At 74.9% G+C, this 14,225-nt stretch carries 10 protein-coding genes and 1 pseudogene; 5 read left to right on the top strand and 6 right to left on the bottom strand.

Annotated elements, in window-relative coordinates; all coding sequences use genetic code 11:
* On the bottom strand, positions 1–774 hold a 774-nt coding region (locus B7L92_RS27380), incomplete at its 3' end, for a Cof-type HAD-IIB family hydrolase (RefSeq protein WP_081240038.1).
* Positions 775–965: 191 nt separating this feature from the next.
* On the opposite strand from B7L92_RS27380, the gene B7L92_RS27375 reads away from it, so the two are divergent.
* The 3 genes from B7L92_RS27375 to B7L92_RS27365 all read left to right on the top strand — a co-directional run bounded on the left by B7L92_RS27375 (position 966) and on the right by B7L92_RS27365 (position 4,213).
* Positions 966–2,051: a GNAT family N-acetyltransferase gene (locus B7L92_RS27375; RefSeq protein WP_081240037.1), complete on the top strand. Its 1,086-nt coding sequence runs from the start codon at positions 966–968 to the stop codon at positions 2,049–2,051.
* 84 nt (positions 2,052–2,135) lie between these two features.
* Positions 2,136–3,365 (top strand): glycosyltransferase family 2 protein, encoded by a 1,230-nt coding sequence (locus B7L92_RS27370; protein WP_438364027.1) that lies wholly within the window; start codon positions 2,136–2,138, stop codon positions 3,363–3,365.
* A gap of 92 nt (positions 3,366–3,457) precedes the next feature.
* On the top strand, positions 3,458–4,213 hold the full coding sequence (locus B7L92_RS27365) for a polysaccharide deacetylase family protein (RefSeq protein WP_174704027.1): 756 nt from the start codon (positions 3,458–3,460) through the stop codon (positions 4,211–4,213).
* Between the two features lie 241 nt (positions 4,214–4,454).
* Here the strand turns inward: B7L92_RS27365 and B7L92_RS27360 are convergent, their stop codons facing one another.
* The 5 genes from B7L92_RS27360 to B7L92_RS27340 form a co-directional block, all read right to left on the bottom strand.
* A complete protein-coding gene (locus B7L92_RS27360) occupies positions 4,455–5,585 on the bottom strand; it encodes a glycosyl hydrolase (protein ID WP_081240035.1) in 1,131 nt (376 codons plus the stop codon).
* Positions 5,582–6,016 (bottom strand): hypothetical protein, encoded by a 435-nt coding sequence (locus B7L92_RS27355; protein WP_081240034.1) that lies wholly within the window; start codon positions 6,014–6,016, stop codon positions 5,582–5,584. Before B7L92_RS27355 ends, B7L92_RS27360 begins: the two co-directional genes overlap by 4 nt.
* Complete coding sequence (locus B7L92_RS27350; RefSeq protein ID WP_081240033.1) at positions 6,013–7,857, bottom strand: glycosyltransferase; 1,845 nt, start codon at positions 7,855–7,857, stop codon at positions 6,013–6,015. The genes B7L92_RS27355 and B7L92_RS27350 overlap by 4 nt, the downstream gene beginning before the upstream one ends.
* Before the next feature lie 183 nt (positions 7,858–8,040).
* A complete protein-coding gene (locus tag B7L92_RS41450; protein WP_081240032.1) occupies positions 8,041–10,989 on the bottom strand; it encodes a lipopolysaccharide biosynthesis protein in 2,949 nt (982 codons plus the stop codon).
* Positions 10,913–12,169, bottom strand: a complete 1,257-nt coding sequence (locus B7L92_RS27340) for a DegT/DnrJ/EryC1/StrS family aminotransferase (protein WP_081240031.1) — start codon at positions 12,167–12,169, stop codon at positions 10,913–10,915. Before B7L92_RS27340 ends, B7L92_RS41450 begins: the two co-directional genes overlap by 77 nt.
* Positions 12,170–12,472: 303 nt before the next feature.
* Here B7L92_RS27340 and fahA point away from each other — a divergent pair, with 303 nt between their 5' ends.
* The gene (fahA, locus tag B7L92_RS27335) at positions 12,473–13,687 is read left to right on the top strand and encodes a fumarylacetoacetase (RefSeq protein ID WP_081240030.1); all 1,215 of its coding nucleotides are present in this window, start codon (positions 12,473–12,475) and stop codon (positions 13,685–13,687) included.
* Positions 13,688–13,906: 219 nt separating this feature from the next.
* Positions 13,907–14,146: pseudogene (locus B7L92_RS27330) on the top strand (M56 family peptidase); the annotation flags it as partial.
* Positions 14,147–14,225: the final 79 nt, after the last annotated feature.

Here is a 14,225-nt window from a genome sequence, read left to right as displayed (position 1 = left end):
GCCGTCGTCCTCGTTCGACGTGGTGACCTCGTCGGCCACCGCCTTCAGCTCGGGATGGGCGTTGGCCATGGCGACGCCGTGGGCCGCCCAGCCGAACATGGGGACGTCGTTCGGCATGTCGCCGAACGCGACGGTCCGCTCCGGACCCAGTCCCAGGTGCTCGGCGGCCAGCGCCAGCCCGGTCGCCTTGGTGACCCCGCACGGCTGGAGCTCCACGGTCCCCGGCCCCGACATGGTGACCGTGGCCAGGGAACCGACCACCGAGCGCGCCGCCGCCGCCAGCGCGTCGTCGGACAGGTCGGGGTGGCGCAGCAGCACCTTGCTGATCGGCCGGTCCCACAGTTCGCTCCGCCGCTCGACCCGCACGGCGGGGAGCGTGGGGTGCGGCATCACATAGCCGGGCTCGATCAGGGTCAGCCCGTCGACGCCGTCCTGGTCGACCGCGGCGTACACCTCGCCCAGCTCGGCCTCGATCTTGCCGAGCGCGGTCTCCGCCAGCTCCCGGTCCAGCGTGACGGACCACAGCAGCCGGTCCGCGTCGGCGTCGTACACCTGTGCGCCCTGTCCGCACACCGCGAGCCCCGTGCCGCCGAGGTCCTCCAGGAGCGGCCGCACCCGGGGGGCCGGGCGCCCCGTCACCACGAGGTGCCGGGCGCCGGCCTGCGCCACCCGCGCGAGCGCGGCGAGGGACCGGTCGGAGAGGGTGTCGTCACTGCGCAGCAGCGTCCCGTCCAGGTCGGTGGCGACGAGTGAGAATGCGGTGGGTGCGGCCATGATCAGAGAATACGGACCGCGCGCCTACTCGATTCACCACGCCCGCGGCCGCCCCCGCCCCGCCGGTGCCGGGTGGCGTCCGGTTAAAGGCCTCTGCACCGTTTGGCAACAACATGCTCCGCTCTCTACCGTCCGTGTGGTCCCGGGCGGTACCTTCCCAGTGTCCAGGGGGGACTTGATCGGGGGGTCAGGTGAGCAGTGGACGCGTGCGCGTGCTGAGGCCCGAGGAGCTCGGCGAGGGGGAGCGGGAGCGCTGGCGGGAACTGCGCGCCGCGACGGACGCACCGCGCAGCCCTTTCATGGAACCGGAGTTCACCGTCGCCGTGGGCCGGTTGCGGCCGCGGGCCGGGGTCGCGGTGCTGTACGACGGAGCGGAACCGGCGGGCTTCCTGCCGTACGAGCGGGGCGCGTGGGGGCAGGGCCGGGCCATCGGGCTCGGGGTGTCGGACTGCCAGGGCGCGGTCCTCGGCCCCGGACACGGCCTGGAGACGGACGAACTGCTGCGGGCCTGCTCGGTGTCGAGCTTCGTCTTCGACAACCTGGAGGCCGGCCAGGCCCTGTTCGTGCCGTACGCGGCCGAGGAGCACGCCACCTACGTCATCGACGTGGAGAAGGGCTATGAGACCTACGAGTCGGTGCTGCGCGCCCAGTCGCCGAAGTTCCTGAAGACCACCCTCGCCAAGGAGCGCCGGCTCGGCCGCCAGGTCGGGTCCCTGCGGTTCGTCTTCGACGAGCGCGACCCGGCCGCACTGCGCACGCTGATGGACTGGAAGTCGGCGCAGTACCGCAGGACCGGGCGGCGGGACCGGTTCGCGCGGGAGTGGATCGCCCGGCTCGTGGGCCGCCTCGCCGAGACCCGGGCCCCGCAGTGCACGGGCACGCTGTCGGTCCTGTACGCCGGCAACCGCCCCGTCGCCGCGCACTTCGGTCTGCGCTCGGCCTCCGTCCTGGCCTGCTGGTTCCCGGCGTACGACCCGCAGTTCGCGAAGTACTCGCCCGGCCTGGTGCTGCACCTGCGGATGGCCGAGGCGGCGGCGGCCGAGGGCGTCGGCCTGCTCGACATGGGGCGCGGCCCGGCCGAGTACAAGGACTCGCTGAAGACCGGCGAACTCGCCGTCTACGAAGGAGCGGCCACGCGTCCGGGGGCGGGTGCCGCACTGCACTGGCTGAGCCGCGAGCCCGCGCGCCGCGCGCACAGCTTCGTCCGCGACCGCCCGCGCCTCGCGTCGCTGGCGTCGCGGACCCTGAAGGGCGCGGCACGGCTGCGCCGGTCGTGAGGAGGGGGAGGTCGCGTGTCCCGAGGAGCAGGTGCGCAGGCGCGCACGCAGGAGGAGATACGGCGGTTCCTGGCCATCGGCGCGGTGCAGGTCGCCGAACTGGACCTGACCGGTGACGAGGCCGTCCTGAGACCCGGGCCGGGCAGTCCCCCGGTGACCCACGGCGAGGTGTTCCTCCTGGTCAGACGGGAAGGCCGGCCGGTGGGCACGCTGCTGGCGCGGGTACCGGAGGGAGCGGACCCGCAGACGGTGCTGACGGAAGCGGCCCGGAGCACGGCGGACGAGGCGCGCGGACGGGACCTGCCCGCCGGGGCACCGCCGTCCACCGGTGTCGTGGTGGCCACCCGGGAGCGGTCCGGGCAGCTCGCCCGCGCGCTGGACTCGCTCCTCGCCCAGGACCACCCGGACTTCGAGATCGTCGTCGTGGACAACGCGCCCGTCACGGACGCGACGCGCGAGCTGGTGGAGCGGAAGTACGCGGAGCGCGTGCGGTACGTGTGCGAGCCGGTCCCCGGGCTGGCCGTCGCGCACAACACGGGGCTCGCCGCGGTCCGGGGCGAGGTGGTCGCGTTCACCGACGACGACGTGGTCGCCGACCCCCGCTGGCTCACCGAACTGACCGCGCCCTTCGCCGCCGACCCCCGGCTCGGCTGCGCCACCGGCCTCATCCTGCCCGCCCGGCTGCGCACCCCGGCCCAGGTCCTGCTGGAGAGCCACGGCGGCTTCGCCAAGGGCTTCGCGCCGACGACGTACGACCCGCAGGACCCGCCCCGCGACGAGCCGCTGTTCCCCTTCACCGCGGGCCGGTTCGGCTCCGGCGCGAACATGGCCTTCCGCACCGACGTGCTGCGTGCCGTCGGCGGCTTCGACCCGGCCACCGGCGCGGGAACGCCCGCCCGGGGTGGCGACGACCTCTACGGGTTCGTGCGCGTCCTCGCGCAGGGGCACCGGCTGCACTACACCCCGCACGCGCTGGTCTGGCACCACCACCGGGAGACCTGGGCCGACCTGGAGACCCAGGCCTACGGCTACGGCGCCGGCCTCACCGCCTACCTCACCGCCGTCCTGGTCAACCGCCCCGCCCTGCTGCCGGCCCTCCTCGCCCGGCTGCCGCGCGGGCTGTCCCGTGCCCGCGCCCTGACGGCCGTGCGCGAGACGGACGGGGGCGGCGCCCCGGGCGACCACGGCGCCCGCACCCATCCGTGGCCGCGCCGGCTGTCCCGGCTGCAGCGCAGGGGGATGGTCTACGGGCCGGTCGGCTATCTGCGGGCACGGCGGGCGCTGCGGGACGTTCCGGGGAGGGGGACGGGATGACCACGTCGTCGCAGGGACCGGTGCCGGGCAGAGCGCGGCCAACGGAGGGAACCGGGGGCGCGGTCGTCCCGGTGTTCCTCTACCACGCCGTGATGGAGGAACCACCCGACTGGATCGCCGAGTTCACCGTCACGCCCGGCCAGTTCGCGGCCCATCTCGACGCCGTCGTGGACAGCGGGCGCACACCCGTCACCATCGGCGCCCTCGCCGACCACCTCGCCGGGCGCGCGCCCCTGCCGTCCCGGCCGGTGCTGCTCACCTTCGACGACGGTTTCGCCGACCTGCCCGGTCCCACCGCCGAGGCACTGGCCGAGCGCGCGCTGCCGGCCACCGCGTACCTCACCACCGGCGCCATCGCCCCGGGCGGCCGCAGCCTGCTGCCGCCCGCCCCGATGATGACCCTGGACCGGGTGGCCGAGCTGGAACGTTCCGGCATGGAGATCGGCAGCCACACCGTCACCCACGCCCAACTGGACACGTTGACCGCCGAGCGGCTGCGCACCGAACTGTGCGACTCCAAGGCCGTGCTGGAGGACGCCCTCGGCCACTCCGTCCCCCACCTCGCCTATCCGCACGGCTACAACAGCCCCCGGGTACGGGCCATGGCCGCCCGCGCCGGGTACGAGACGGCGACCGCCGTCCGGCACGCGCTCAGCTCGGACCGGGACGAGCGCTACCGCATCGCCCGCCTCATCGTCCGCCGCGGCCACACCGTCGCGGACGTGCGGAACTGGCTGGCGGGCGGCGGCGCGCGGGTCGCCCCGTACCGCGACGGTCCGAAGACGATCGCCTGGCGCTGGTACCGCCGGGCCCGGGCGGCCGTCAACGGGCCGGAGTTCGCGGGGTGAGGGGGCCGGACCCCTGGCCTGACGGGGTCCGTGGCGGGAGGGGGGCCCGTGACGGGACGGAAGCCCGTGGCGGTGCGGAGACCCGTGACGGGACGCAGGTCCATGGCGGGACGCAGGTCCATGGCGGGACGCAGGTCCATGGCGGGACGCAGGTCCATGGCGGGACGCAGGTCCATGGCGGGACGCAGGTCCATGGCGGGACCGGACCGGGCGGAGGTGCCGTGGCGCACCGCCCGGTCGCTCACTTCAGCGGCTGGTTCAGATACGGGTCGGACACCACCTCACGCAGGCTCGCCCATGCCGCCTCGTTCGCCAGGGCGAGGTCGCAGTGCGGTCCGGGGTCGCGGTGGTTCCACTGGAGCGCGGCCCCGACCCCCTCCAGGCCCTTCAGCACCCCCGGCACCTGCGCGTACCACTCGGCCTGCCGCTCCGGACGCCTCGCGTCGGCCGCCGTCCCGAACTCGGAGAGCATCAGCGGCTTGTCGTCGGAGAGGTTCTTCCGGATCCAGCCGTGCGTCGCCCTCTGGGTCTGCGCGAAGGTGAGCCAGTCCGTGTCGTGGCACCGGTAGTAGTTGTACTGGTTGTAGCCGATCCAGTCGACGTACGCGTCCCCCGGGTACATCCGCTCGAACAGGTCGGCGTGGTTCAGGTACCCGGTGATGATCCAGGTCCACACCACGTTGTCGACGCCCAGCTCCCGGAACCGGTCGTGGATGTGCCGGTACGCCTTCACGTACTCCGCCGGTGTGCCGTTGTCCGGGGTGCGCGTGTCCATCTCCAGGTCGAAGGAGAGGAAGACCTTCTTCCCGGTGCGCTCCCCGTAGTCCTTGACGCGCCGTGCCTGGACGTCGATGACGGACGCGTCCAGCTCACCGGCCGCGATCTCCCTCCACGTCGGCTGCTGCCCCTTCGTACCGCCCCACCACTTGCTCTCCCAGGACAGCAGCAACATGCGGTCCTCGCCGACGCGCTGCTCCTCCGGGGTGAGCAACTGCCCCTCCCTGCGGACGCCTTCGGGCACGGACATGTCGTGGTACGTGTAGACGATGTCGAGCTTGCGGCCCACGCGCCTCTCGTAGGCCTCCACCTTCTCCTCCAGGTCGGCCCGTTCGTGCGGGACGAACGCGCCGAACCATGCGCCGCAGGGCGGTTCGAGCAGGGCGGTGGGCCGGCACTTCTCGCCCATCGCGGAGGGCTGCGGGCCGGACGCGTCCCGCAGGGCGAGCGCGGCGACCAGGACGGCGCCGGCGACCGTGGCGGACGTGACCAGCAGCCGGCGCCGCTTCGGCGTCGGCTGCCACCCCGGCCCGCGGTGCCGGCCGGTGTCGGTGCGCGTGCCGGTGTCACGGCGAAAGGGACGGGTGAACCTCACGGAGCAGAACCCTTCTGTGTCCTCGGTGTCGGCGGAGAGGCGCCCCGCAGCCGCGGGCAGAACGCGGCGAGCGTGGTCAGCAGCGTCAGGGCCAGCAGCACGCGCTGTGCGCTGAAGGCGCGGGTGGCGATCAGCACCGTCGCGACGGTCATCACCGCGCAGGTGCTGAGCAGGACGGCCAGCATCAGGCGTTCCAGCAGGTCGGACCGGCGGGCGAAGTCGGGGTCGCGCCGCTCGACCGGCCCCCGTGCGGGTCTGACGCGCAGCGCCGGACCGCAGAGGCCGACCAGCGCCGCGCCGGGGCCCGCCGCCAGGAACACGGCGACCGCCGCGCCGCGCACCGGCGATCCGCCGGGCAGGGCGAGCGCGGCGAGCGCCAGCCAGCCGCCGAACGGCGGAAGCATCCGCACCACGAGTTCCTGCGGTGTCATCGCTCCGCTCCCCCTCCGGTCCTCAGTTCGTAGAGCGCTCCGGCGCTGTTCTCCGCCACCGGTCGGAAGAGCTCGGAGCGCGCGACGGACTCCTGGATGCGGTCCAGTTGGGCCCCGGTGAGCTGTCCGTTCATCTCGGAGTCGGCCCGCTGACCCCGGGTCAGCAGGAAGTAGGCCCGGCCCGGACGCTCCACCCCGGCCATGTCGCGGGCGAGGGTGGCGGCCGGGTCCTTCACGATCTCGTCGATGTGGCGCCGGTCGTCCTCGAGGAACCAGTAGTGGTCGATGGTCCCGTACGAGGCGTAGGCGAGCGGGTAGTTGCGGTTGGCCGCGACGACCGTCGACCCCTCGGCGGCCCGGTCGAAGAGCTGCCGCACCAGGGCGACCTCCTCCGGCGGGAAGTAGTTGATCCGGTCCTTGCCCGAGTAGCTCGGCACGAAGGCCAGCGTCCCGGCGAGGAGCACGAGCAGCGGGCCCCCGGCGCGCAGGCCCCCGCGGGCGGCAGCGAGCGCCGGGCGCCGCCGGACGGCCGCCGCGGAGTCCGTGCCCGCCCTGCGCGCCTCGGCGGCCCGGGCCTCGGCGGTGAGCGTGCGCACCTCGGGCAGCAGCGCGGCGGCGGCGAAGAAGGCGGCGCCGGGCAGCAGGAACATCAGCACCCGGAAGATCATCTCGCTGCCGTAGCTGCTCGCCACGAGCATCGGCAGCGGGGCCGCCGCGACCAGCAGCAGGGGCATCGCCCGGTGCCGCAGCACCCGCTGCCGCACGATCCCCGCCACCGCCAGCAGCAGGACCGAGCCCGACAGCAGCCGGGCCGCCCACGAGGTCGCCACCGCGCCCGTACCGGTCGGGGTGGTGCCGTACCCGGTGGCGACGTTGCCGCCGACGTCGCCCACGGAGCGGATCATGTCCGGCAGCGCGGCGGACAGGAAGGGCAGCGCGGCCGTCAGACACCAGGCCAGGAAGATCACGACCGTGGTGAGGGCCGGGACCCAGTCCCGGTGGCGGCGGACCAGGCACAGGGCGAGCAGCGAGACGACCAGCATGCCGGGGGTGAGCTGGTGCGAGATGACGATCGCCACCACCAGCGCGCCGGCCACCGCCGTCCAGACGGCCTGCCCCTGCCGCCCCGGGGCCTCGCCGGCCCGGCCGTACCGGCGCAGGACGACGGCCAGCACCCCGAGGTGCAGCGCGAAGGCCACGGACTGGGGCGAGAAGTAGTCCTGGCCCACCCAGTTGGCGGCGTAGAAGAGCCAGACCGCGGTCCAGATCAGCCGGCGGTCCTCGGTGAAGGTGCGGTAGATCAGCAGCAGCGGGAGCAGCAGCATCAGGCTGGAGACCAGCGGCCACCAGGCCATGTACATCGCCGCCGACTCCACGCCCAGCAGCCGCACCAGCGCGGCCTGGGCGGCGAAGAAGCCGGGCCACTGGTCGTACACCGCCATGTCGCCGACCTGGTCGGCGGTCTGGAGCCCGCCGACCGTCAGCAGGTGCTCGACGACGCCGTCGTGCTTCCACGCCCAGGCGTACAGCGGGGTCGGGTAGAGCAGCGCCTGCGTGGCCCGCTCCATCAGCAGCAGGCCGAGCACGTACGCCGCCGGCCAGCCGCCGGGCCGCCGCGGATCGCGGACCGTGCACCAGAAACCGGCGGTGAGGACGGCGAGACCGGCCCAGAAGGCCGGGTGGAGCGCGGTGACGAGTCCGAAGTCGTCGAGCCGCGACACATCGGTGTGCCGCACCGCGTACCCCCACAGGGCGAGCGCGGCGAGCAGCGGAACGGCGGGCCGGACGGCGCGGCCACGACGCCCGAGCCGGACGGGCGGGAGGTCGGAGAGATCCGTCATCGGCTCGTGGGACTTGTGGGACTCGTGGGACTCGTGGGAAGGGCTCGGCGCCTTCGGCGGGGCTTCGTCGGGAGCGGTCGGCGCCGGTGTGCTCCCCGGCGCGGGCTCGGGCGCGGATCTCTCCCGTGGAGTGGTTGGCGGACGCACGGTGGTTCCCCCTGGCGATTCGGCTCCGAAGCTTGATCAGTCCTTGGTGCGGCCGTTCGGCCGTCCACGGCGGTACGACGCCACCGCCGACGCGGCACGGCGGAGCGGTGGGAGCAGGACGAGCGGCACGAGCGGGACGGCTGCGGCGAGGGCGACGAGCAGCAGGGGGGCGACCGGCGCGAGCGCGTCCCGCCCCACCCAGCCGCCCACCGCGACGAGGTACAGGACCCCCCAGCGCCCCGGCCACGACAGCCGTCCGCCCGCGTGCGCGAGCAGCAGCCACAGGGGGACGAGGCACAGCACCTGGCAGACCGGCGGCCCCCAGCGCAGCAGCGGACCGGGCCCGTCGAGGCCGACCGCGTCCGCGAGGAGACCGGCCGTCTCCGCGTACCACGCCCCGTCGGGCGCCCTCGGTTCCCGGCCGAGGACGGCCGGCGCGGCGTGCAGGGCGGCCAGGACGGATCCCAGCGCGACACCGGGCAGCCAGGGGTCGGGCCGGGTGCACAGCGTCACCGCGGCGACGAAGACGAGGAGGAGCGTGCCCCCCGCCGCGAGCGCCGTGAGCGGCAGCCCTTCCAGCAGTTGACGGCCGGTGAGCTCGTCGCCGCGGATCGCGCCGGGCCGGGGCAGTGCGCGGACCGACTCCCAGAGGACGAGGCCGGCGAGGCCGAGCAGGGCCCAGAGGCCGCCTCGCAGACGCCGCTCCACCGCGTCGTCGGACGGCGTCGCGGGGACGGGGCCCGGCTCGCCGGTCCGTGGGGCCGTGCGGGGGTCCGTGCGGGAGTCCGGCTGCCCGTCCGCGGGGGCGTGCGCCCGCCGCGCCCAGGGCGTGCTGCTCGCCTCCACCGGCTCCCGCCCCTCCCACGAGCGGCCTTCCCACGAACGGATTTCCCGCGAACGCCCGTCCCACGAGCGCCCGTCCGGCGGCGCGTCGGCGGACCAGGCGGGCCGGCCGGGACGCGGTGCCGCGTCCCGGGGCGCGCGCGGGCCGACCGTACCCGCGAGCCGGCCCACCTCGCCCCGGTCCCGCAGCTCGTCCCGGTCGCGCGGCTCCTCCCGGTCCCGCAACTCGTCCCGGTCGCGCAGTTCCTCCCGGTCCCACGGCCCGTCCTGCGCGGCCGACTCCCGCTCCCGTGGTTCCCGGTGCTCCCGGTACGCCCGGTGCTCCCGGTGTTCCCGGTGCTCCTCCACCCGGTGGTGCTCCTCCACCCGGTCCCGGGGCGGCCGTTCGTCCCGCTCGTGTGCGTCCCGCCCGGCCGCCTCCCCGCGTCCCGCACCGTCCTCGACCGCCTCGCCGGCGCCGTCCCCGCCGCTCCCTCCCGCCCGCCGGGCCGCCCCCGGCGCGCCGGTCCCGGTCTCCGGGGGGCGCGGCTCCGGAGGGTGCGGCCGCACGATGAGCGCCAGCGTGTCCGCCTGGAAAGCCTCCCGCTCGTACCCGGGGCTGCCGATGAACAACGTGACCGTGTCCTCACCGGACCCGTCGGCGTCCCCGTCCTCGTACGCCGCCCGGCGCGCCCAGGTCGTGCCGTACCCGGCGGTGGCGTTCAGCCGCGCCCAGCGGGTGCCGTAGGCCGGGGCGGAGGCTCGGGCGGCGGGCGGGGCGCCGTGGCCGCGCAGCGCCGAGCGCAGTCCGAACACCGAGACGGCCGCGATCAGCGTCATGCCGATCAGCACCGCCCACCCGGCGCCCGCGATCCCCGCCGGGGTGAACAACGCGGCCGCGCTGCCCAGGACCAGGACGCACATGGCACCCTGGAGCGCGGCGAGCACGCCGGTGCGCCCCTGCACCCGCAGCACCCCGATGTACAGCTCCACGACCACCCTGGGCAGCGCCCCGAGCGCGAGCAGCCTGAGCACGGTCGAGCCGTGCTCGGCGTAGTCCGGGCTGAACGGGGTGAGGATCTGCGGTGCGAAGGCCACCAGCACCAGCACCACCGGCACCAGCAGCAGCGTCATCCGGCGCAGCGCCCCGCGCACCCCGTCCGCGAGCTGACGCGGGTCGTGCGAGGCGTGGGCGGTGAGCGAGGAGGCCATGTTGATGGCCATGAACTCCATCGTGCCGCCGACGGTGTACGCCACGTAGAAGTAGCCGTTCTCCGCGGCGCTGAAGCGGACCGCGACCATCACCGGCAGCAGGTTGATCATCGCCAGGCTGAACAGCGCGCCGAGCGAGTCCCCGGCCAGGAAGCGGCCCATGACCCGCAGCCGCGGCGGTTCCACGTCCCGGTCGGCGGCGGCCTGGCGCGGGATGAGCCGGCGGAAGACGAGCCAGCCGAGCGGCAGGGTGGAGAACGCGATGGCCACGGCCCAGGACACGAAGATGCCGAGCACGGGCAGCGCGCTCGCGAAGACGGCCAGCAGGACCAGTTTCCCGACGGAGAACACGGCGTTCCCGGCCGGCACCCACGCGGCCTTGCGCAGCCCCGTCAGCACCCCGTCCTGCAGCGTGAGCAGCGCCCAGGCCACGCACGCGGCGACGAACAGCGCCCCCGCCACCGGGGTGCCGAGGGGCGCGTAGGACGCGCCCCACTGGTCGAGCGTGAGCAGGAAGACACCGGCCGCCAGGGCGACGACCAGCGAACTCGCCCCGTACACGCCCCACACCAGACGTGCGGTCTCGCGGCCGGCCCGCGGGACGAAGCGGACCACGGCGCCGATCATCGTGGTCGCGGTGATGCTGGCGAGCAGGCGCATGGCGGCGATCGCGGCGGACCCCTGGCCGACGGCGTCCTCGGAGTAGTAGCGCGCCGCCACGAGCCAGAAGCCCAGCCCCAGAACGGCGGACACGCCGGTGCTGAGCATCAGGAAGTAGGCGTTCTTGAACAGGGAGTCGGAGGCGGCCCCGCTCCCGGCGGGCTCGGGCCCGCCCCCGGAGCCGCGCACCACGGCGGGCTCCTGCACCCGGGTGTCAGCCACGGGACGGCCCCAGCCCTCTCGCCGCTCCCCGCCGCGCCGGTGCCCGCGGCGGCTCCGCGGGCCGCACACCGGACCGTTCCAGCACCTCGACGGCCTCCCGTGCCCGCAGCGGGTCCACGGGCAGCGCGTGCCGCGCGAACCAGCGGGCCGCCCCGGGCGCGGGCGACGGGTCCGTGAACTCCGCGCCCGCGTAGTCGTCCAGCGGCGGATCGTAGAGGTAGCCGACGACGATGCCGCGCCGTGCCAGCGCCGCCGCCGCCGCGTCCCGGTCCGCCACCAGCAGCGGCACCCGGAACAGCGGCTGCACCGCGCTCCCCTCGCGCGGCCGGGCCCACCGCGTCGACAGCAGCAGCTCCGTGCCCGCCCTGGAGGCCTCCAGCACCTCGTCCAGCCGCTCGAGGCCGCGGCGGACGCGCCGCAGGCGCAGCGGGCCGGACCGCAGGCGGTAGTCGTGCATGTCGACGCGCACCCACGGATCGTGCGCGTCCAGGTCCGGGGCCGAGCCCGCGGCACGGGCCAGCGCGTCCGGGCGCAGGGGCATCCTGATCCCGTCGCGCTCCGTCAGGCCCAGCAGCCTCAGCGCGGCCCAGGCGGCCCGCCGCAGCCCGAGGCCCCGCACGGCGGCCTCCGCGTACGGCCTCGCCCAGTAGGCGAGTTCGGACGACGTCCGGGGCGGGGCGAGCAGTTCGTCACCGGCCTTGCGCAGCACCTCGCGCAGGCTCGGGTCGGCGAGGGAGAGCATGCCTCCCGCCTGGGCCCCGACATGCTTGGAAAGGCTGAAAACGGATGCGTCCCCCCACGCCCCGACCGGCCGCCCGCCGACCTCGCTGCCGATGGCGTGCGCCCCGTCCTCGAACAGCGGGATGCCCAGCGCGTCGCAGCGCGCCCGCAGTTCCGGCGCCGGGTCGGGGTTGCCGTACAGGTTGGTGGTGAGCACGGCGGAGAGCGAACCCCAGACCTCCTCCGGCACGGCGTCGGTGTCGATGGACGCGTCGAACGGGTTCAACGGCGCCTGCACCGGCCGCAGTCCGGCCGCCAGCACGACGAAGAAGATGACGTCGTCGTTGACCGGCGACATCAGCACCCGGCCGCCCGGCGGGCACCAGTGGCGCAGCGCCACGTACAGTCCCAGCCTGCATGACGGCACGTACACGCATTCCCGGCCGAGCCGGCCGCGCATGGTCTCTTCCAGCCGTTTCGGCTGCGAGCCGGAGCGCGCCGAACCCGGGCCGGCCTCCCCAATGGCCATCCGCCCCCCTATGTGCCGTCGGAAAACCCCCTCCCCGAGGCCTTCCGGCACCCGCCCAGAGTCGCCCCGTTCGCACCGCTCCGTCAAGATTGCGTCCCGTTTCACGGATGACTTCCGGTACGCAAGGGGAACCGGTGTCCGAGCCCTTCGGAGCGCGCGTACCGGCCCCACCTGCCCCTTCAGCCCCCGCACCACCGTGCGGGCTCTGCCCAAGACGGCCGTGTCACCCGTAACGTGTGGCACGGCCACGGACACGTGGAATACCTGCGAGCACCTGCGCACACGAAAGAGAGGCAGCACCCGATGCCCCCCTTCGATGTCCCCGAGGGCGATCCCTTCGGCCCGCACAACCTGCCGTACGGCGTGTTCTCGCGCCCCGGCTCGTCGGAGCGGACCGTGGGCGTCCGGCTCGGCGACCACGTCCTCGACGCCGGTGCGGCGGCCCACGCCCTCGGCTCCCCCTACGCCTCCCTGCTCGCCCGCCCGACCCTGAACCCGCTGCTGGCGGCGGGCCGTACGGCCTGGTCGGACGTGCGGCGGGCGCTCACCGCGTGGGTGACCGTCCCGGCGCACCGGGAGACCGTCGAGCCCCTGTTCCACCCGCTGTCCGAGGTGACCCTGCACCTCCCCTTCGAGGTCGCGGACTACGTCGACTTCTACGCCTCCGAGAACCACGCCCGGAACGTCGGCCGGATCTTCCGCCCCGACGCCGCCGATTCCCTGACCCCCAACTGGAAGCACCTGCCGATCGGTTACCACGGCCGCTCCGGCACGGTCGTGGTGTCCGGCACCGACGTCGTGCGTCCCTCGGGCCAGCGCAAGGCGCCCGCGGACCCCGCCCCGGTCTTCGGCCCGTCCGTCCGGCTGGACATCGAGGCCGAGGTCGGCTTCGTGGTCGGCGTGCCGTCCGAGCACGGCCGGCCGGTGCCGCTCGGCGACTTCCGCGACCACGTCTTCGGCCTCTGCCTCCTCAACGACTGGTCCGCACGCGACATCCAGGCCTGGGAGTACGTCCCGCTCGGCCCGTTCCTCGGGAAGTCCTTCGCCACCTCGGTGTCGGCCTGGATCACCCCGCTGGACGCCCTGGAGGAGGCCCGCACCGCGCCGCCGGAGCGCACCCACGCGCTGCTGCCGTACCTGGACGACGCGGACGAGGAGCCCGGCGGCTACGACCTGCGGATCTCCGTGGCCGTCAACGGCCACGTCGTCTCCGAGCCCCCCTTCTCCACCATGTACTGGACGGCCGCCCAGCAGCTCGCCCACATGACCGTCAACGGCGCCTCCCTGCGCACCGGCGACCTGTACGGCTCCGGCACGGTGAGCGGTCCCACCGAGCGGGAGCGCGGGTCGCTCCTCGAACTGACCTGGAACGGCCGCGACCCCCTCGAACTCCCCGACGGCAAGCGGACGTTCCTGGAGGACGGCGACACCGTGACCCTGTCGGCCTGGGCACCGGGCCCGGACGGCGCCCGCGTGGGCCTCGGCGAGGTCACGGGGCGGGTGGTCCCCACGGCCTGACCGACCCCGTGGGGACCACGACCCCGGCCGGCGCCCCGGCCACGGCCGGCACCCGGATCCCGGCCGGCCGCTGACTCGCACCGCCCCTCGCCGTCATACTGGGCGTCGGGCGGTGCGCGGGTACGCACGCGCGCTCCGCCGTCCCCTCTCCCGTACGCCCCCGCACGACCCCGCACGACCCGAAGCCGCCCTCTTCCGACAGGACCCGGAGTCCGTGGCATGACCGTCTGCCTGCTCCTGCTGAGCGTCGTCGCCGTGACGGCCGCCGTGCCCGTCCCCCGGGCGCTGACCCGGGCGAAGTGGCCGGAACGGGAACCGGTGGTCGCCCTGTGGGTGTGGCAGTGCCTGGTCGCCACCGTCCTGCTGTGCTGTGTGACGGCCCTCGCCCTGGGTGCCGCGGCCGTCTTCGGCACCGTCCGCGCCCAGCTCTTCGCCCCGGCCCCGCAGGCCAGCAGCGCGGTGAGGACGGCGGCCCAGGGCGGCGCGGCGGACAGGTCGTAGGCCGCGGTCACCGCGGGCGGGGCCGGGGCGAAGAGCT

The sequence above is a fragment of the Streptomyces viridosporus genome (assembly GCF_002078235.1).
In the GTDB taxonomy this organism is placed as follows: domain Bacteria; phylum Actinomycetota; class Actinomycetes; order Streptomycetales; family Streptomycetaceae; genus Streptomyces; species Streptomyces viridosporus.
The sequence above is the reverse complement of the archived record's forward strand: the minus strand, read 5'-3'. Positions and strand labels throughout refer to the sequence as shown.

Bases quoted from the DNA above. Each gene is read 5' to 3' on its own strand.
- B7L92_RS27340 (WP_081240031.1), bottom strand. From the start codon at position 12,169: ATGGCCATTGGGGAGGCCGGCCCGGGTTCGGCGCGCTCCGGCTCGCAG.
- fahA (WP_081240030.1), top strand. From the start codon at position 12,473: ATGCCCCCCTTCGATGTCCCCGAGGGCGATCCCTTCGGCCCGCACAAC.
- B7L92_RS27365 (WP_174704027.1), top strand. From the start codon at position 3,458: ATGGAGGAACCACCCGACTGGATCGCCGAGTTCACCGTCACGCCCGGC.
- B7L92_RS27350 (WP_081240033.1), bottom strand. From the start codon at position 7,857: ATGACGGATCTCTCCGACCTCCCGCCCGTCCGGCTCGGGCGTCGTGGC.
- B7L92_RS27355 (WP_081240034.1), bottom strand. From the start codon at position 6,016: ATGACACCGCAGGAACTCGTGGTGCGGATGCTTCCGCCGTTCGGCGGC.